This is a genomic window from Sphingomonas antarctica, assembly GCF_965137005.1.
Taxonomy (GTDB): domain Bacteria; phylum Pseudomonadota; class Alphaproteobacteria; order Sphingomonadales; family Sphingomonadaceae; genus Sphingomonas_O; species Sphingomonas_O antarctica.
This window is the reverse complement of the sequence record NZ_CBCRXM010000010.1, coordinates 1-17,737: the sequence shown is the minus strand read 5'-3', so window position 1 is coordinate 17,737 and position 17,737 is coordinate 1. Positions and strand designations below refer to the sequence as shown.

General features: G+C 63.8%; 19 protein-coding genes and 1 pseudogene. 11 read left to right on the top strand and 9 right to left on the bottom strand.

All coding sequences use genetic code 11. The features are described 5' to 3' along the window. Positions 1–2: 2 nt before the first annotated feature. Genes ACM9ME_RS10775 through ACM9ME_RS10765 form a run of 3 tightly spaced genes read right to left on the bottom strand, consistent with a single transcriptional unit; the run spans position 3 to position 4,061 of the window. Entirely contained in the window at positions 3–908 is a 906-nt protein-coding gene (locus ACM9ME_RS10775) for a DnaJ C-terminal domain-containing protein (RefSeq protein WP_415643468.1), read from the bottom strand. Between the two features lie 7 nt (positions 909–915). Beyond that, positions 916–1,830, bottom strand: a complete 915-nt coding sequence (locus ACM9ME_RS10770; protein WP_415643467.1) for a transglutaminase family protein — start codon at positions 1,828–1,830, stop codon at positions 916–918. Next, a complete protein-coding gene (locus tag ACM9ME_RS10765; RefSeq protein ID WP_415643466.1) occupies positions 1,827–4,061 on the bottom strand; it encodes a circularly permuted type 2 ATP-grasp protein in 2,235 nt (744 codons plus the stop codon). Before ACM9ME_RS10765 ends, ACM9ME_RS10770 begins: the two co-directional genes overlap by 4 nt. A 76-nt stretch (positions 4,062–4,137) precedes the next feature. On the opposite strand from ACM9ME_RS10765, the gene pdxH reads away from it, so the two are divergent. The 3 genes from pdxH to ACM9ME_RS10750 are packed head-to-tail and all read left to right on the top strand — an operon-like array spanning position 4,138 to position 6,427. Further along, positions 4,138–4,719 carry a pyridoxamine 5'-phosphate oxidase gene (pdxH, locus tag ACM9ME_RS10760; RefSeq protein ID WP_415643465.1) on the top strand — a complete coding sequence of 194 codons (582 nt, stop codon included), beginning with the start codon at positions 4,138–4,140 and terminating at the stop codon, positions 4,717–4,719. After that, entirely contained in the window at positions 4,716–5,639 is a 924-nt protein-coding gene (locus tag ACM9ME_RS10755) for a cation diffusion facilitator family transporter (protein ID WP_415643464.1), read from the top strand. The genes pdxH and ACM9ME_RS10755 overlap by 4 nt, the downstream gene beginning before the upstream one ends. Then, the gene (locus ACM9ME_RS10750) at positions 5,636–6,427 is read left to right on the top strand and encodes a PhzF family phenazine biosynthesis protein (RefSeq protein WP_415643463.1); all 792 of its coding nucleotides are present in this window, start codon (positions 5,636–5,638) and stop codon (positions 6,425–6,427) included. Before ACM9ME_RS10755 ends, ACM9ME_RS10750 begins: the two co-directional genes overlap by 4 nt. Here ACM9ME_RS10750 and mnmA read toward each other — a convergent pair. Continuing rightward, a complete protein-coding gene (gene mnmA / locus ACM9ME_RS10745; RefSeq protein WP_415643462.1) occupies positions 6,424–7,518 on the bottom strand; it encodes a tRNA 2-thiouridine(34) synthase MnmA in 1,095 nt (364 codons plus the stop codon). The two genes, ACM9ME_RS10750 and mnmA, sit on opposite strands and share 4 nt — an antisense overlap. 88 nt (positions 7,519–7,606) lie before the next feature. Here mnmA and ACM9ME_RS10740 point away from each other — a divergent pair, with 88 nt between their 5' ends. The 3 genes from ACM9ME_RS10740 (at position 7,607) to ACM9ME_RS10730 (ending at position 8,603) form a co-directional block, all read left to right on the top strand. After that, positions 7,607–7,822 (top strand): hypothetical protein, encoded by a 216-nt coding sequence (locus ACM9ME_RS10740; RefSeq protein ID WP_415643461.1) that lies wholly within the window; start codon positions 7,607–7,609, stop codon positions 7,820–7,822. Positions 7,823–7,917: 95 nt separating this feature from the next. Beyond that, positions 7,918–8,217, top strand: a complete 300-nt coding sequence (gene sciP, locus ACM9ME_RS10735; RefSeq protein ID WP_415643460.1) for a CtrA inhibitor SciP — start codon at positions 7,918–7,920, stop codon at positions 8,215–8,217. A gap of 128 nt (positions 8,218–8,345) precedes the next feature. Then, positions 8,346–8,603 (top strand): GlsB/YeaQ/YmgE family stress response membrane protein, encoded by a 258-nt coding sequence (locus ACM9ME_RS10730; protein WP_415643459.1) that lies wholly within the window; start codon positions 8,346–8,348, stop codon positions 8,601–8,603. A 60-nt stretch (positions 8,604–8,663) separates the two neighbouring features. Here ACM9ME_RS10730 and ACM9ME_RS10725 read toward each other — a convergent pair whose 3' ends face one another. From ACM9ME_RS10725 to ACM9ME_RS10710, 4 genes are all read right to left on the bottom strand, one after another. After that, positions 8,664–9,770 (bottom strand): CaiB/BaiF CoA transferase family protein, encoded by a 1,107-nt coding sequence (locus ACM9ME_RS10725; RefSeq protein ID WP_415643458.1) that lies wholly within the window; start codon positions 9,768–9,770, stop codon positions 8,664–8,666. Further along, positions 9,770–10,459, bottom strand: coding sequence for a Crp/Fnr family transcriptional regulator (locus ACM9ME_RS10720; protein ID WP_415643457.1), 690 nt, complete (start codon positions 10,457–10,459; stop codon positions 9,770–9,772). The genes ACM9ME_RS10725 and ACM9ME_RS10720 overlap by 1 nt, the downstream gene beginning before the upstream one ends. A gap of 388 nt (positions 10,460–10,847) precedes the next feature. Continuing rightward, positions 10,848–11,678 (bottom strand): ImmA/IrrE family metallo-endopeptidase, encoded by an 831-nt coding sequence (locus tag ACM9ME_RS10715; RefSeq protein ID WP_415643456.1) that lies wholly within the window; start codon positions 11,676–11,678, stop codon positions 10,848–10,850. Beyond that, complete coding sequence (locus ACM9ME_RS10710; protein WP_415643455.1) at positions 11,675–12,004, bottom strand: helix-turn-helix domain-containing protein; 330 nt, start codon at positions 12,002–12,004, stop codon at positions 11,675–11,677. Before ACM9ME_RS10710 ends, ACM9ME_RS10715 begins: the two co-directional genes overlap by 4 nt. A 51-nt stretch (positions 12,005–12,055) precedes the next feature. Between ACM9ME_RS10710 and ACM9ME_RS10705 the strand changes: the two genes are divergently transcribed. From ACM9ME_RS10705 to ACM9ME_RS10685, 5 genes and pseudogenes are all read left to right on the top strand, one after another. After that, positions 12,056–13,246, top strand: a complete 1,191-nt coding sequence (locus ACM9ME_RS10705; RefSeq protein ID WP_415643454.1) for a site-specific DNA-methyltransferase — start codon at positions 12,056–12,058, stop codon at positions 13,244–13,246. A gap of 3 nt (positions 13,247–13,249) precedes the next feature. Next, the gene (locus tag ACM9ME_RS10700; protein ID WP_415643453.1) at positions 13,250–13,429 is read left to right on the top strand and encodes a hypothetical protein; all 180 of its coding nucleotides are present in this window, start codon (positions 13,250–13,252) and stop codon (positions 13,427–13,429) included. Positions 13,430–13,437: 8 nt separating this feature from the next. Next, on the top strand, positions 13,438–14,256 hold the full coding sequence (locus tag ACM9ME_RS10695) for a DUF5681 domain-containing protein (RefSeq protein WP_415643452.1): 819 nt from the start codon (positions 13,438–13,440) through the stop codon (positions 14,254–14,256). Positions 14,257–14,394: 138 nt separating this feature from the next. Next, a pseudogene (locus tag ACM9ME_RS10690) lies at positions 14,395–15,395 on the top strand (IS110 family RNA-guided transposase). Between the two features lie 462 nt (positions 15,396–15,857). Continuing rightward, positions 15,858–16,859, top strand: a complete 1,002-nt coding sequence (locus tag ACM9ME_RS10685; protein ID WP_415643451.1) for a PEPxxWA-CTERM sorting domain-containing protein — start codon at positions 15,858–15,860, stop codon at positions 16,857–16,859. Between the two features lie 266 nt (positions 16,860–17,125). Here the strand turns inward: ACM9ME_RS10685 and ACM9ME_RS10680 are convergent, their stop codons facing one another. Continuing rightward, on the bottom strand, positions 17,126–17,230 hold the full coding sequence (locus ACM9ME_RS10680) for a PEPxxWA-CTERM sorting domain-containing protein (protein WP_415643544.1): 105 nt from the start codon (positions 17,228–17,230) through the stop codon (positions 17,126–17,128). Positions 17,231–17,737: the final 507 nt, after the last annotated feature.

Genomic DNA, 17,737 nt, shown 5'->3' with positions numbered 1-17,737 from the left:
GGCTATACGCCCAGGCGGGCTCTCGGGTTGCTTTCGGGAGCCGCCTCCGCCCAAGTTTTCAAGGCATCGTCACCCGCGGGCAGTTCGATCTCCAGCGTGACCAACTGATCCCCGCGTCCCGCCTTGCCGCCGAAACCGCGTCCTTTCAGGCGCAACACCTTGCCCGATGACGCGCCTGCCGGAATCGCCAGCATCACCGGGCCATCGACCGTCGGCACCTTGACCTTGCCGCCCAGCACCGCCTCTTTCAGCGATACCGGCAAATCGAGGCGGATATTGTCGCCGTCGCGCTTGTAGAAGCGGTGGTCGCCGATCTCGATGGTGATGATCGCATCGCCCGCGCCGCCGGGCCCGGGCTCGCCCTTGCCCGCGAGGCGCATCTGCGTGCCGCTCTCGACTCCCGCGGGCAGTTTCAGATCGACGGTCTTGCCGTCACCCAAAGTCACGCGCTGCGGATCGAGCCGCGCCGCATCCTCGAACGGCACGGCGAGGCGGTAGGCGAGGTTGGCGCCCTTCGCCGGCGCCTGCCGCCCGAACCCGCCACCACCACCAGCGCGCCCGCGTCCGAACAGCCCTTCGAAAATATCGCCGAAATCGCCGCCCCCGGCACCTCCGGCAAATCCGCCGGGTGCGCCGCGAAAGCCGCCCTGCTGCCCGCCGCCGAAACCGAACGGCGCGGCGGGGTTGCCCTCGCCGTCGATCTCGCCGCGATCGAAACGGCCGCGCTTGTCCTTGTCCGACAGCACATCATACGCGCTGGTGACCTGGCCGAACCGGTCGGCGGCGGCCTTGTTGTCCTTGTTGCGGTCGGGATGCAGCTCCTTGGCGAGTTTGCGATACGCCTTCTTGATGTCGGCTTCGCTCGCGCCACGGGCAACGCCGAGTGTTGTGTAGGGGTCTTGCGCCATCGCCGTGTCAGTTAGGTAACACGGAGGCGTCTAGCAATGGCGCATCGAGCAATGGCGCGACATCGACCGACACCGTCATCGACTGCGCGCCGTGCCCCAGGAAGATGCCGTCGACCGGCGCGATTTCCGAATAATCGCGGCCGATGGCCAGGACGATGTGATCGCTCGCCATCCAGATGCCGTTGGTCGGATCGACCCCGACCCAGCCGCTGTCCGGCCCGGTCCACACCAGCACCCAGGCATGCGTCGCATCGGCGCCGACCAGACGTTCCTCGCCCGGCGGCGGGTAGGTGCGGATATATCCGGAGACATAGGCCGCGGGCAGCGAGTGCGCGCGCAATCCCGCGATCATGATCTGCGCGAAATCCTGGCAGACCCCATGTCGCGCGCGGAACGCCTCGAGCGGCGGGGTCTCGGTCTTGGTCGCGTCGGTGATATAGTCGAATTCGGTCTGGATCCGCCGCGCCAGATCGATGGCGGCGTCGAGGATTCCGCGATCGTCGGCAAGGCTCGGGGCGCACCAGTCGGCGATCTCGGCGTCGAGCGAAATCATCGGCGAGGGAAACAGATACGCCGCCGGGCTGACCGCATCGATATCGCGGCTCTGACGGGCGAGGTCACGGACTTGCGCGACGGTCAGGTCGGCGGGGGAGGGCATGGGGATCGGCCGGTCTACCGCCACCGTCGCTTCGCTGACGATGGTCAATTCACGGACCGCCTCCGTCACCAAAAGGCGGCTGACATTGGCGAGTGCGGCGTCGGCGCGTGCCCAGCTGATTTCGCCGCCCGGCTCCACGCTCAGGCTGTGATCGAGCAACGATTGCCCCGACCAGGCGATCGGCTTGAGCCGCAGATTGCAGCGCGAAAAACGCACCGGCACGGCGTAGGTAAACCGCGTCTCGTGGCGCAGGCGGTACATCACGCCAACGTCATCCCTGCGGCGCGCACCGGTTCGTCACCACGCAGGAAATAGCGGCGCGCGATGGCATCGGCGAGCGACAACAGGCCGTTCTCGATCCCCAGCAATTGCCCCTCGTCGAGCCGCGCGGCGTCGAGCGCCAGCACGCGCGCCGCCAGTGCTTCGCCCGCCGCCTGTTGCGCTTCGGGCAGGCCGTCGTCGCCAAGGCGCGGCAGCCGGTCCAGATGCCGCCGCAGCGCCGCCACCTGATACGCCACCCCGCGCGGATTTGTCGGATCGAGCAGGATCAGGTCGAGCGCGGTCGCGGCGGTGACGCCCGCCGGATAACGCTGGCGATACGCGATGGCGTTGCTCGTCAGGCGGAGGAGCAGGTTGAGCGCATCGGCATCCCCGGCGAAGGCGCGCGCGAGGCGACAGACGCTGACCCCGCGTTCGATCCGCCGTCCGGCATCGAGGAACCGCCAGGCGGCGCTGCGGCCCATGGTTTCGGCGGTCATGCCGGCCAGGGCCGCCAGCCGCGTCTCCAGTGCCCCCAGCCGCGCATTGCGCCCCGCCGCCACATCGCTCGGGCGCAGCAGGCGCGTCATCTCGATCGGCAACCGGTCGCGCAAATCCTCGGCAATCGCCGAAGCGCGCGCGAACAGGGTGATCGCGCTCCCCGGCCGGTCGCGGTCGTCGAGCGCCATGGCAAAGGCGTCGCCCTTGGCCAACGCCGCACCGCTGGCGATCAATTGTCCCGCCAGCCGCGTGTGCAGCGGTCCGCCGAGCGCCGCGCTTCCCTCGCCATCGCTGTTGCGGCCCCATCCGGCCGACAGGATCGCCAGCACGCCCTCGGTTCGTTCGAGATAGCGACCCAGCCAGAACATATTGTCCGCGATGCGCGCCGGCAGCGTGCCGGGATTGCGGCGGATGCGCTGTGCCTCGGGTGCCGTCAGCAGGCTGACCGGCGCGACCGGGGCGTTGGCCAGAATGGCCACATCGGCCTCGTCCCCGCCGTCGAATCGGGCGATCCCGCCGGACATCACGCGCCAGACATTGTCGGTGTCGCGCGTCAGGAACACGCGCAGGGTGAAGGGGCGGGGGGTCAGCGCGCCACCGTGCAGCACCGGCATCGTCGCGCGCGCCACGCGTTCGCGCGCCACGCGGTCCAGCGCGCGGACGGCGGGACCTTCGAACGCCGTGATGTGATCGTAAGCCGGATCGGCGCACGGCCCGGCCGCCGCGTCGTCACCGCACCAGTAACTGTCGACGCTCGACAGGCGCAGGTCCTCGCCGGTCAGCCGGACGGACAGCCGCGGCAAATAGGCGGCGAGCGCGGGCGATTCGAGCACGCCGGTGCCCAACGCATTCGCCACGACCAGATTGTCCGCCTGCATCGCGTCGATCAATCCCGGGACGCCGATGCGCGACCGGCTGTCGAACGCCAGCGGATCGACCAAGCGCGGATCGACCATCCGCCACAGCGCATCGACGCGTTTCATGCCCTCGATGGTCAGGAGGTAGAGCCGGTCGTCATGCACCGCGAGGTCTTCGCCCTCGACCAGCAGCATCCCGAGGTAGCGCGCGAGCTGGGCATGTTCGGCGTGATCGGGATTGAAGCGCCCCGGCGTCAGCAACGCAATGCGCGGATCGCTGCGTTCGGCGGCGGCGGAAATCCCCGCACGCAAATCGGCGAAGAACGGTGCCAGCCGCTCGATATGCAACCGCTCGGCCAGTTCGGGCATGGCGCGCGACATCGCCAGCCGATTGGCCAGCGCGCGGCCCAGCCCGGCGGGAGTGCGCGTATGATCGGCGACGACGCGCCACTGACCCTGCGCATCGCGGATCAGGTCAGCGGCATAGAGGTGAAGATGTCGCCCGCCCGGCGGTCGCATCCCGACCAGCGGGCGCAGGAAATGGGGGCTGCCGCACACCAGGGCGCCGGGCAGGAGGCCGTTCCCCGTCAGCCGTTGCTGACCGTAAATGTCGTCGAGCAGCAGTTCGAGCAGTTCGGCGCGCTGCGTCAGTCCGTCGGCCAGCGTCGCCCATTCGGCACCGCCGATCAGCAGCGGCAGCGACGACAGTCCGTCGCGCGTCGCTGCATTGAGCGCCTCGCCCAGCGCAATCTCCCACGTCGCTTTGTCTGGTTCGTGGGCGATGAGGTCGGGGCGCGGGGTGGTGCGGGCATAGCTGGCGAGCAGATCGGCGGCTGCCGGGCCGCCGTCGGTCGTCCGTGCTGGCCGCGCGTTGCTCATGCCGTCCCCTTGGCGCTTCATGACCATATCCCGCGACGCGTTGCAACGCAGCATGTGCGCGGGCTATCGGCGGGGCATGACCGAACATGATCCGATCGCCCGCTTTCGCGTCTGGCTGGCCGAGGCTGAAGTCGGCGAGCCCAACGACCCCAACGCCGTGGCGCTGGCGACCGCCGATGCCGACGGGCGACCGTCGGTGCGAATGGTGCTGCTCAAGGGGCTGAGCGAGGCGGGGTTCGTGTTCTACACCAACCAGCATAGCCGCAAGGGAGCGGAGCTGGCGGTGAACCCGCACGCGGCATTGCTGTTCCACTGGAAGTCGCTGCGTCGGCAGGTGCGGGTCGAGGGGCTGGTCGAAGCCGTCAGCGACGCCGAGGCCGACGCCTATTTCGCCTCGCGCGGGCGCGAATCGCGGCTGGGGGCCTGGGCATCCGACCAATCCGCTACGCTGCCCGACCGCGCCACGCTCGAAACACGGCTGGAGGACGTGAAAGCGCGGTTCGGCGATGGCGACGTGCCGCGCCCGCCGCACTGGTCGGGCTATCGCGTCGTCCCACAGCGCATCGAATTCTGGTCGGACGGGAGCGCGCGGCTGCACCACCGCGAACTGTTCGAGCGCAATGCAAACGCCTGGACGATGCGGTTGCTCAACCCATGACCGAAAGCCACGGCACCCTGACCAGCCGCGCGGCGATGGCGAGCATCGCGATGGCGGTGTTCCTCCTCGCGCTGAAGCTGTCGGCGTCGGCCGCGACGGGGTCGGTGGCGATGCTCGGATCGCTGGCCGATACTGCGCTCGACATTCTCGCATCGACGGTGACGTTGTACGGCGTGCGCTATGCGGCGATGCCGGCCGACCGCGAGCACCGCTTCGGGCACGGCAAGGCAGAGGCGCTGGCGGCGTTATTTCAAGTGATCGTCATCTCGATCTCCGCCATCGCCATCCTGTGGCGGGCGGTTTCGCGCTGGATCGAGGGACAGGCCACCGCGCACGCCGAATATGGCATCGGCGTGTCGCTCGTCGCGATGGCCGCGACGATGGTCCTGCTGGTCTATCAGCGTTCTGTGATCCGCCGCACCGGATCGGTCGCGATCCACGCCGATCACGTCCATTATCAATCCGACGTGCTGCTCAACGGCGCGGTGATCGTCGCGCTGGCGCTCGATCAATATGCCGGGATCGGCTGGGCGGACCCGCTGTTCGGCGTGGGCATCGCGGTCGCGCTGTTGTGGGGCGCGTGGCGCGCGTCGTCACAGGCGATCGATCAGCTGATGGACCGCGAATGGCCGGAGGAGAAGAGACAAGCCTTTATGGCGGCTGCGCTGAAACATCCCGAACTTGCGGGCCTGCATGACCTTCGCACCCGCACCAGCGGCGCGCAAGATTTCGTCCAGTTCCATGTCTGGGTCGATCCGAATCTGACCGTCGCCGCGGCGCACGACGCGATGGACGCGGTCGAGGAACGGCTTCAGGAGGAATTTCCCGGCACCGAAATCCTCATCCACCTCGATCCCGAGGGCAATGTGGACCGCGAGGGCGTATTGCCGACCGAACTCGCCGAGGAGACGGGCCAGTGACCGAAATCGCCTTTGCCCAGATCGACGCGTTCGCCGATCGCCCCTTCACCGGCAACCCTGCCGGGGTGATGCCGCTCGATGCGTGGCTGGACGACGATGTGCTGCAAGCCATCGCGGAAGAGAATAACCTGTCCGAAACCGCCTTCATCGTCCCGTCGGGCGCAGAGGCGGATTACGAGTTGCGCTGGTTCACGCCCGCGGCGGAAGTGGCATTATGCGGCCATGCGACGCTCGCCAGCGGGCATTTCATCCTCAACACCATCACCGAGCGGTCCGAGGTCAGTTTTTCGACGCGTCAGGCCGGTATCCTGACCGTGCGCCGCGCTGACACAGGTTACGAGCTCGAACTTCCCGCCTGGACACCAACGCCCAAGCCCATGCCCGAGATCGTCGCGGCGCTGGGCGTCGAGCCGGTCGCCACGCTTTGGCACGACAAGGGCTATGCGCTGGTCGTCGTCGCCGACGAGGCCGCCGTCCGCGCCGCGCAGCCGGACGGTCGCGTGATCAAGGCACTCGGCCCCTTCGTCCATATCGTCAGCGCGCGCGGCGATGCGACGGACGTGGTCAGCCGCGTCTTCACCGACTATTTCGACATTCCCGAAGACCCCGTGACCGGGTCGGCCCATGCGGTGATGACGCCCTATTGGGCACCGATCCTCGGCCGGGACAGCTTTTCCGCGTATCAGGCGAGCAAGCGCGGCGGGCACGTCGCGTGCCGCCTCGCCGGGGATCGCGTCATCCTCGGCGGGCAGTGCGTCACGGTGATCGAGGGGATGTTCAACCTTTAGGCCGCAAGGCGTGCGTCGCTGGCGACGGTTTCCTCGATCCAGCCGCCGCCCCAGCACCGCTCACCGGCGTAGAACACCGCCGCCTGACCCGGCGCGACGCCATATTCGGGCGCGGCAAAGGTCACGCGGTTCCCCTCGAACACCGCAGGCACCGGCCTGGCGAGCGAACGCACCTTGACGGTCAGCGGACCCTCGGGCGGCGGCCCGATCAGGTTGATCTCGCTGAGCAACGCCGCCTCCACCGCCAGCGCCTCACGCGGTCCGACGACGACGCGGTTGGCGGGCGCATCGAGCCGCACGACGTAAAGCGGTTCGGCCAGCCCGCCGATCTCCAGCCCGCGCCGTTGCCCGATGGTGAATCCAGCGATCCCGCCATGTCCGCCCAGCACGCGGCCTTCCAAATCGACAATGTCACCGCTTCGCGCCGCTTCGGGCCTCAGCTTCCTGACCAGCCCGGCATAATCGCCATCGGGCACGAAACAAATATCCTGGCTGTCGGGCTTCCCCGCGACGATCAGCCCGGCCTCGCCCGCCAGCCGACGCACTTCGGCCTTTTCCATCCCACCCAGCGGAAAGCGCAGATAATCGAGCTGTGCTTCGGTGGTCTGGAACAGGAAATAGCTCTGATCGCGCGCCGGATCGACCGCACGGTGCAGTTCGCTGCCGACGCGCCGGACATAATGCCCGGTGGCGAGGCAATCGGCGCCCAGCTCGCGGGCAATGCTCAGCAGGTCGTGAAACTTCACCCCCATATTGCAGCGGACACAGGGAATCGGCGTCCGCCCCGCGACGTAATCATCGGCAAAACGGTCGATGACATCCTCGCGAAACCGGCTCGCCATGTCGTGAACATGATGCTGGATGCCCAGCCGGTCGGCGACGGTGCGCGCATCGCGGACATCCTGTCCGGCGCAACAACTGCCCGCGCGGCGCGGTGTCCCGGCATCGTCGTACAGCCTCAGCGTGATGCCGATCACCTCCGCCCCCGACTGCGCGGCGAGCGCGGCGACGACCGACGAATCGACTCCGCCGGACATCGCGACGACGATGCGTTTGGTGGCTGGATCGCCCAATTGGAACAGGTCCGACATGCCGCACCCTATAGGCGGACTGTGCTGCGGTAACAAAATCGTAGCGAAGGTTTACGATCTCTTCACCATTTGCCGCGAAACAGTGTTCATGGATGGGACATTTCCTGCGGCTTCCGGGCGGACGCTGGCGGCGTTGCTCAGCGACGCGGCCGCGCGTCAGGCGACGACGCCCACAGTGCGGATCGTCTCGCACGCGACGCGCGCCAACGACGCCGGCGACCCGCATATCGCGTTGTTCACTGGCCCCGCCGCTGGCGGCGTCGCGCCCGTGGCCAGTTTCAGCTTCGGCGCCGAAAACGGGTAATATTGATGACGGCGGCGTTTACCGTGCCGCTGAAGGGACCGTTCAAAGCCTTTCGCTAATCCTTTGGGAGTAGAAGCGATGGCTTGAGAGGTTCAATGATCGAGAATCAAAAGTTTCGGCCCGAACAGGTGATCGGCCCGCTCGGCGAGCCACTGACCCTGGCGAGCCTTCCCGCGCCTGGCACCACGCGGTGGGTCGTGCGGCGCAAAGCCGAGGTGGTGTCCGCCGTCAGCGGCGGCCTGTTGTCGGTCGACGACGCGTGCAATCGCTATAGCCTGACGCTGGAAGAATTCGCCGGATGGCAGCGCGCGGTCGAACGATCGGGCATGCCCGGGCTGCGCGTGACGCGAATTCAGCACTATAAGGAGCTGTACGAAAAACAGCAGAAATACTGAGTTTTAGCGCACTTGCGGCGCGCCCTGTCGTTACGCTTCCGAACTTTTTTCGGAACTAGTCGGGGCATTTGCGCGTCTTGCTGTTCACAACGCCGGTGAGGGAACACCGGTGAACAGGAGGACGGAACATGGGTCTTATCGTTTGGCTGATCATCGGCGGCGTCATTGGCTGGCTGGCCAGCATCATCATGCGTACCGACGGACAGCAGGGGATTTTCCTCAACATCATCGTCGGCATCATCGGCGCGTTCATCGGCGGCCTGATCCTTTCGGGCGGCTCGATCAACAACCAGCCGCTGACGCTCTACAGCTTCCTCGTGTCGCTGCTGGGTGCGGTTGTCCTGTTGGCGATCGTCAATCTGGTTCGTCGCGGTTCGGTGCGCTAAAACGCACTCCAACTATCGACTGAATGAAGGGGCCGTCCGCACACGCGGGCGGCCCTTTTACTATGCGCCGAGCAGATCGGCGGACAACCCAAGCTCATCGAGGATCGCGGCGGTATCGGCGCCCGCCAGCGGCGCCGCGGTGGGCGTGTCGCTGGTCGTCACCGAGTAACGCGGTGCCGGCATCGGCTGCAACACTCCGCCGACTTCACCGAATGTCTGACGCGCCACATTGTGCGGATGGCCCGGCGCTTCGCCCATGCCCAGCACCGGCGCGTAACATATGTCGGTTTCGGCCATCACCGCGTCCCATTCGTCTCGCGGACGCGTCCGGAAGATCGCGGTCAGTCGCGCCTTGAGATCGGGCCACGCCAGCCGATCGTGCTGCGCGTCGAACGCCGGATCGTCGGCAATCCCAGCCGCCTGCCGCAACAACCCATAGAATTGCGGCTCGATCGATCCGATCGAAATGAATTTGCCGTCCGCACATTCATACGTGTCATAGAAATGCGCGCCGCCATCGAGCATGTTGACGCCCGCGCGGTCGGCATTCTGGCCGATGGCGTGGAAATACCAGCTCATCCCCGCGAGCAAGGCAGACCCGTCGGTCATCGCCGCGTCGATGACCTGGCCGGGTCCGCCCATCCGCACCGCCAGCAATGCGCTGACCATGCCGAACGCCAGCATCATCGCACCGCCACCGAAATCGCCGACATAATTGACCGGCGGCACCGGGCGTTCGTCCGCACGGCCGATGGTGTGCAGCACCCCCGACAGCGCGATATAATTGATGTCGTGGCCCGCAGCCTGAGCGTAGGGCCCATATTGTCCCCATCCGGTCATGCGCCCGTAAACCAGCCTGGGATTGTCACCCAGCAGCACATCCGGCCCGAGCCCCAGCCGCTCCATCACGCCGGGCCGATAGCCCTCGATCAACCCGTCCGCGCGCGCGCACAGCGCCTTGGCGACCGTCAGCCCGGCCTCGCTCTTGGTATCGAGGACGATCGACCGCCGGTTGCGCGACAACGGATCGCGCGGGTCGAGCCGCCCGCCCGGGCGCTCGATTCGGATGACCTCCGCGCCATGATCGGCAAGCATCATGCCGCAAAACGGCCCGGGACCGATGCCGGCGAATTCGACGATGCGGATGCCGTTGAGCGGTCCCGGCATCAATTGCTCCCGGCGTCGACCAGACGCTGATTGGCGTTGGACAATTTACCGCGCAGCGCTTCGTTGAGCCCGCGTTCCAGCACCGTGCGAACCTCCGGATGCAGTGCCACATAGTGCCGCAGTTCGTCGGCCCAGATGCACCATAATTCACTCGCCGCGGTCAGGTTGACGGTCGCCGTGGCGGGCGCACCGCTGATCGCGGTGGCGTCGCCGATCAAATCGCCCGCCGCGCACTGGCCGACGGGGACCTTGGCGAAAGACACCGCCGCCGCGCCGGAGTGCAGAAAATACAGATGGGTCACCGGCTCGCCTTCGGTCAACAGGCGCTCGCCCGTCTTGCCGCTGACCCAATTGCCACGGTCGATCAGCGCCCGGGCATGCGACCGCGACAGGCCGGTCATCAAACGCGTGCGCAAATGTTCGTCGGCGACGGAAAAGCGCGTCAGCCGTTCCTTCCATTCGATCTCGATGATCTTGAACGCGCTGACCGCCAAGACCACAGCCGCCCAGAACGCGAGCGGCGGGATGTGGCGGGCGAGCAAGGCGTAACATAAGGCCGCAATCGCGGCAGCGATCACCGCGAGCCGGGTCCGGATCGACGCGCGACCGAACATCGACAGCGTGAGGAGCAGCCCGGACAGCTGCGCGATCCACGCCCCGTGTCCCATCATCGTGTCGAACCACCGCATGTTGCCAATCCCCGGTACCGCATCGGCTTAGGGCAGCCCGTGGGCAAAGCCAACGCGCCGGTCCGCGACTTTATCGAGGCGGGCCGCGCGGGGTTTCGAGGTGTCCGAAACCCGCGGTGCGGGGCGCAGTCTCCAGCAAACCGGTCTCGGCGCCGTTTTTCCCTGTTTAGCAGGGAATCTACAGGGAAAATGATCTTTTTCAGCCCTATCTCACATGTAGCGGCGCTCAAAAACCTCACAAATCAGCCATTTTTAGATTGCAATTCCCTAAAGCTGGAACAGGGAATTTATGCTCGCGCAACAGGGAAGCGGTTTGGGCTAACAGCGATTTCAGGGCGCCGAACAACGGTTATTACAATTGTTAGATCGCGAGCTGCAGGTCAGTCGGTCAATCGACGTCTGCAAGTTCGGCGTGGAGCAGGATGGTCGCATAACCAAATTGCTGGGCAAGCACCTGCTCGCTCAATACCTCGACTTTTCGAGCGCCAGAATAGCCGAGCCAAGTCTCTGCCTCGCACTCTTCCATCTCGGAAATCTCTCCTGGCGACAACCGATGAGCCGATGCTATGGATTCTGCTGGGACGACATCTCCCCAGCGCGGTTCAACCCATGGAAAGTCATCCGGCCGATACAGTCGCTCAATGCGACCATCGCGCACGATGATGACTGCCAACGTCTGGCGGTGAGCCTCGGCATAGCTACGTGCCATGGCTTCTTTGCTGACGCCGAATTCATGGGCAAGCCGGACGACTTCGGCGAGGTCAGGATCGCGTGATGTGAGACTGGCCCGAACTCGTTTTGGTGGCATTAGCAGCTGGGCGGCAAATCGGTTGGCTTCAGCTTCGACCTGCTTGTGGCGGTTCTTGTCGCGAGTGTCAGCAAGCCGAAGGTCGGCATGGGAACAGGTAAATGGCTCGCCTCGACGAGGCATGTGCGTTGGAATGAGGAAGTGGCCAAGTTCGTGCCCGATCGAAAACCGGCGGCGCTTCGGATTGCTGCTCTTAGCAAGCAGGATAGAGCCGGCCGCCTTGAGTTCGTCCATGATTAATGCGGCTTCGAAGGCAGTCGTATCTGTTAGTTGGATGTCGACAATGTCGAGTTGCTTGCACAGCGCCTCGATGGAAAAATCGAGCGGAAGATCCGGATCAAGCTCGTGGATGCGGGCGGCGATGCCGGCTGTTGAGCCGACACCGTCGAGGTCCAGCCGGCTGACTGTCAACCCTGCTGTTCCCGACGCTTCTTCATCGTTTCCATGAGCATCCGGATGGTATCGCGGTCGCTTTCTTCAAGGCTTTTCAGATCGCGAAACATGGCGACCATCTCGGCGGGCTGATCCTCGGCGTCGGGGTTGTCTCCAACGAGATCTGCGACACGGACGCGGAACAGTTCGGCCAGCTTCACCACGAGGTCCATCGATGGGTTGGCCGTCAGACCCTTCTCGAGGTTGAAAACGTGCGCCTTCGAGATCTCCACCGCGTCAGCAACTTTCTGGAGCGACATGCCGCGCTGCAGGCGCAGGTCATAAAGCTTGCGAGCAAAGCTCATCGTGGCTCCGTTCATTCGATAATAACGTGAGGATACACGCACGATTGACAAATGCAACCGTTCAGTCCAGTAGCACAAAATCGGTTTTGTGATTCGGGGTGCGCTATGGGTATCTGTCAAATCGTCGAGCGGGCAATTACGTCGCTGCAGCCCTATGCGCGCAACGCTCGGACGCATTCGAAAAAGCAGGTCAGGCAGATTGCATCGTCAATCGAGCGCTTTGGGTTCACCAACCCGGTGCTGGTTTCCGACGACGGCGAGATCATCGCCGGTCATGGCAGGGTGGAAGCCGCAAAATTGCTCAAGTGGAAGAGCGTTCCGACACTCGCGCTGTCGCATCTTTCCGCGACCGAGCGGCGCGCTTACGTCTTGGCCGACAACAAACTCGCGCTCAATGCAGGGTGGGACAAGGACATCCTTGCCATCGAGTTGCAGGCACTCGTCGAACTCCAGTTCGATGTGGAGTTGACCGGGTTCAGTCTGGCCGAGGTCGATCTCGCAATCGAAGACGCGGGCGAGGCCGATCCCGATGGGTCAGATGTTCCTGACGAACAGGTCACATTTGCCACAGGCCCGGCAGTCACACGCCGAGGCGATTTATGGCATCTCGGTCGCCACAGATTATTGTGTGGCGACGCCCGAAGCGCGGCCGACTTTGCGGCGCTTATGGGGGACGACCACGCAGACCTGGTCTTCACTGACCCGCCCTATAACGTGAAGATCGACGGCAATGTCTGCGGCCTTGGCACCGTCAAGCACCGCGAGTTTGCTTTCGCCAGCGGAGAGATGAGCCGCGCGCAATTCACCGGGTTTCTGCGAGACACGCTGGGCAATATCGCCGGCGTTATGCGCGATGGCGCGATCGCATACGTGTGTATGGATTGGCGGCATATGGGCGAGCTTCTCGCGGCGAGCGAAGAGGCGTTTACCGAGCTGAAAAACCTCGTCGTCTGGAACAAAACCAATGGCGGGATGGGGGCCTTCTACCGCTCCAAACATGAGCTGGTGTTCGTGTTCAAGAACGGTAGCGCGGAACATACCAACAGCTTTGGGCTTGGCCAGACCGGCCGATATCGCACCAATGTGTGGGATTATGCCGGCATAAGTTCGATCGGCGCTGCTCGTTCGGACGAACTTGCCATGCACCCCACCGTAAAGCCGGTTGCGATGATTGCTGATGCATTGCGCGATTGCTCGCGTCGCGGCGAACTGGTGCTCGATGCCTTTGGCGGCTCAGGCTAGACGTTGATCGCTGCTGAAAAGACCGGGCGTTTGGCGCGGTTAATCGAGTATGATCCCCTTTATTGCGATACGATTGTGCGCCGCTGGGAAAACTTCACCGGCAAGCGCGCTATGTTGGCTGCAACCAACGATACTTTCGAAGCGCTGACCGAGACGCGTCTTGGACTGCATCTTGCGGACTAGGCGGGCTGATGGACGACAAGTCGCGCACAGACCTTGTTGTTGGTTACGGGCGGCCACCAGTGGAGCACAGGTTTCGTAAAGGGCAATCCGGCAACCCCGGTGGACGTCCGAAGGGCTGCAAAAACCGATCAAAACAGTACGACCCGGCATTGAAGCCCACAGACAAGCTTATTCTGGAGGAAGCCTACCGTCCGGTCAGGATCCGGGAGGGCGACACGACAATCGAACTCCCGGCGATTCAGGCTGCCATGCGGGCCCTCGCGATTTCTGCGATGAAAGGCAGTCGCCTCTCCCAAACTGCGCTAGCCGAGATCGTTCGAACTGTTGAAGCGCGAGAGTCCAGCGAGCGACTGACGACGATGGAAAACGCCTTCGAATACAAGCAGAAATGGACCGCGGAACTAGAGCGTTGGGAGAAACAGGGAATTTCAAGGCCTCCGCCGATTCCTCACCCCGATGATATCGTGATCAACATGCACACGGGCGCGGTCCGGACGGAGGGACCGCTCGACGAACGCGAAAAGAAGGATTGGGATAAGCGTCTGCAGCGTCGCGATGATGCACAAGAGGAAGTGACCTATATGGCCACGCTGCACAAACGCGCACGCACTTCAGAGCGCCGTGAAAGGTGGCTCAGTGAGTGGATTTCCGAGCAGTATATTTTTGATCTCATCAACGACTCAATGCCCGAGCGGTACAAGGCCAAACTGAAGCATCGAACTTACGATGCCAACGCCTCCCGCGAGGGTAAGTCGCTTGAGCAATATAAAAGGCTCCGGTCATCCCGGAAAAGTCTGTCGTTGCCGGCGACCGGCCGGGAGACCTAGACGCTTTCATAGGACACCCAATCGAATGTCCGATGTTGGGTGATGGGGTGGACGCCCCCCGACGGCATCGATGTGCCAGAGTGGAGGTGTTGATCACCACTTGAGGGAGGCGTCCGTGTCGGAAGTTAGCATAATCGGTTGGATATCGCCAAGCATGTTTTTCAGGCGCACGGCGTCGATGCGTCGGGCCATGTGCTTCTTCGCAAGAAGATCAGCCGTGCGAAGCTGTTGCCGTTTTTCGCAGCTCAGCCGCGATGTCGTGTGGTGCTGGAGGCGTGCGGCGGCGCGCATCACTGGGCGCGCGAGCTGCTCAAGCTGGGCCATGATGTGCGGTTGATTGCGCCTGCCTACGTGAAGCCGTTCGTGAAGCGACAGAAGAACGACGCGGCCGATGCCGAGGCGATCTGCGAGGCGGCCCAGCGACCGAGCATGCGGTTCGTACCAGTGAAGACCGAGGAGCAGCAGGCCGCAGCGATGGTGTTCCGTGGTCGTGATTTGCTGGTGCGGCAGCGAACCCAGATCAGCAATGCCCTGCGCGGTCATATGGCGGAGTACGGCTGGGTCGCATCAAAGGGCCTGGTGCATCTGGAGAAGCTCGCCGCGTTGCTGGCAGATCCGGCGGCTGTACCCGAAGGCGTCCGTTCGGTCTGCACGGTGTTGCTCGAGAGCCTGGCGATGCTCGATCGTCAGATCGCTGAGCTCGACAAGGAGATCGTTCGCCGTTCACGCGAAGATGCTGTTGCACGCCGGCTGATGACGATTCCGGGCATCGGCCCGATCACGGCAACCGCCATACTGGCGCTCGCTCCGCCGTCGGGCACGTTCGCCAAGGGGCGTGACTTCGCCGCCTGGGTCGGGCTCACGCCGCGGCAGCACTCGACCGGCGGCAAGCAGAAGCTCGGGTCGATCTCGAAGATGGGCGAGCGAACGCTCAGGCGGCTGCTGATCATCGGCAGCAGCGCCGTGGTGCTGCAGGCGAGCAAGCGAGGGGCGCCCAAGGGATCGTGGCTCGAGCAGATGATGGCGCGCAAGCCACGCATGCTCGTCACGGTGGCGCTCGCCAACAAGACAGCACGCATTGTCTGGCGCTGCTGATGAAGAACGAGGATTACACAGCTCCGGTCGCTGCAGCGGCATAAGCCGAGGCGGGCCTGAGGTCGTCGGGGCGTAGGTCGGTCGAAGGAGAGTATGGCACAACAGTCGGCGAGACGGGGTCGGAAGAACCAGGGCTAACCACCGTGCTTCATCAGCACGCTTAGGGTGATGTGGTTCCGATCCGCGAACTCCCATACGGGCCCGCAGCCATCATCGCTGCATCAGAGGCCGAACAGATGGCAGCATCCGACTACGCGCCAGACACTCAAAATACCGCTTGCGTCACTCGGGGCGTCCACAGATGGTTAGCGGACTGGCCGCTTTTTTGACAATTTCTCGGGAAGCGGACGCTCAACCCGAGTTTCAGCGCAGCGTCGCCCATATTCTAGATCTGTCGCTACGCATGCCCCATTTTAGGACGGATAATGCCTGGGAAGCCCGCAGGATCGGTTGCTTATCGCGTCGCGGGGTCACAGGGTAGGTGGGTTTTTCGGGGGAATTTCATCATGATCACGACTCGTCGCTTAAGCCGCGTGTTTGCCGTCGCGCTCGCAACAACCGCCATACCTGCTATTGCGGCACCGTGTGGTTCTGGTGTGACGTTCGGTGCGCAGTTCGCCGGTCTTTATTCTTGCGCGACGCTTGGCACGCCGGCCACTGTTCCGGCGAACCTCGGCGGCCTGACGTTCCTTAACGCGAATACGCTGCTCGTCGGCGGCGCAGCTAACGGCGGTTCTGGCGCAATCTATTCGATTGGTGTGTCGCGGGACAGCGGCGGGCACATTAACGGTTATTCTGGCGCATCATCGCTTTTTGCTACCGCGCCGAACATTGATGGCGGACTCGCGTTTGGACCGTCGGGCGTGCTGTTCGCCACGACCTATTCCGACAACATGCTCCTCCAGTATCTGCCGGGTAGCACCGGGCCAGACCGCGCCATCAATTTGAGTTCGATCGGCATTACGGCATCGACCGGAACGCTACAGTTCGTCCCGACCGGCTTTGGCGGCGCAGGCAGCTTCAAGATCACAAGCTATAGCGCAGGCGGCTTTTACGACGTCGGGCTGATCGCCGATGGCTCCACCGGGCTGTTCAACCTCGGACCGGCAACGTTGACGGCGCAAGTCGGCCGCGGCCCCGAGGGCATTGCCTATGTCGGAGGCAATAACGCCGGGTTCGGCGTCAATAGCCTTTTGCTCAGCGAATATTCGACGAATTCGATTGGCTCTTACACAGTGGATGCGTCGGGCAACCCATTGGTGAGTTCGCGCGTCGATTTTCTCACCGGACTTGGTGGGGCCGAAGGCGCGATCATCGATCCGGTAACGGGCGACTTCTTGTTTTCGACCTATGGCGGCGGCAACCAAATTGTGGTCATCAGTGGCTTTGACGCACCAATGATGCCGGGCGTTCCGGAACCGGCCAGCTGGGCGCTGATGGTAGGCGGCTTTGGTTTGATGGGCGGTGCAATACGCCGTCGTCAGCGCGTTAACGTCACGTTCGCCTAAACTATCTTTTTTGAATTGGAGTGGGGGTCGCGTGCAAACGCGGCCCCTTTTTCTTCGCGTCAGTGCGGCCGAGCGGACGACCGCAACCGGGTCTCTGGACGACCGTCAGCTTGTGGCGAAAGCGGATCGTGGCGGGAACGCCAGGAAGTGGGTGGAAAGCAGATTGGCAGCTTTTAGCCTCGAACAGCAACAACCTGCCGAAGTTTTCAGGGAGCGAACGGCCACCGATCCTTGTGGATCGGTGGCTTCCACAGGTTTCTGATCTATTATGCGTAGGTGACGCGCACGCTCTGCCTGCGGCGGCCACGAGCACTTGCTCCCGCAAGTCCGAATCCAGCGAGCATCATTGCCCATGCTGCGGGCTCTGGCACAGCGCCCGTGGCGACCGCTGTTCCAAAAACGCGCAATTCATTCAGTCCGTAATTGTTCTGAATGCCGTTCACGATCTGGTTTGGCGAAGCGACACTGGTGGGGAGAAATTGCAGATAACGATAGCCCCCTCCCGACGACGCGCTGAATGTCTGTGCGACGAGCGGGCTGTTCGTTGGTTGAGCGGCTAGCGTGCCGCTCGCAATGGTAGCAATCGTTCCACCGAGCGTGAACCCGTTAGCTCCGTCACTGACGAGACTGTTAGAAGCAGCGATGCTAAACGTGCCGGTGCCGCGATCACCGTTAAATCCGTTCGATGTGTTGAACAGATCGAACGACGCCAGATTGTACGCTGCACCGAGATCGAATGTGATATAGGCATTTGCGGGTGACGTGACCCCCGCCTTTCATCCAGCGGCAACCAGAGACAGACCGGTGTTGTTGCGCATGAGCGCGGGTGAAGCAACGGGCGGGGTTAACCCCGCCCGTTGCGTTTCAAGTTCGGCGGC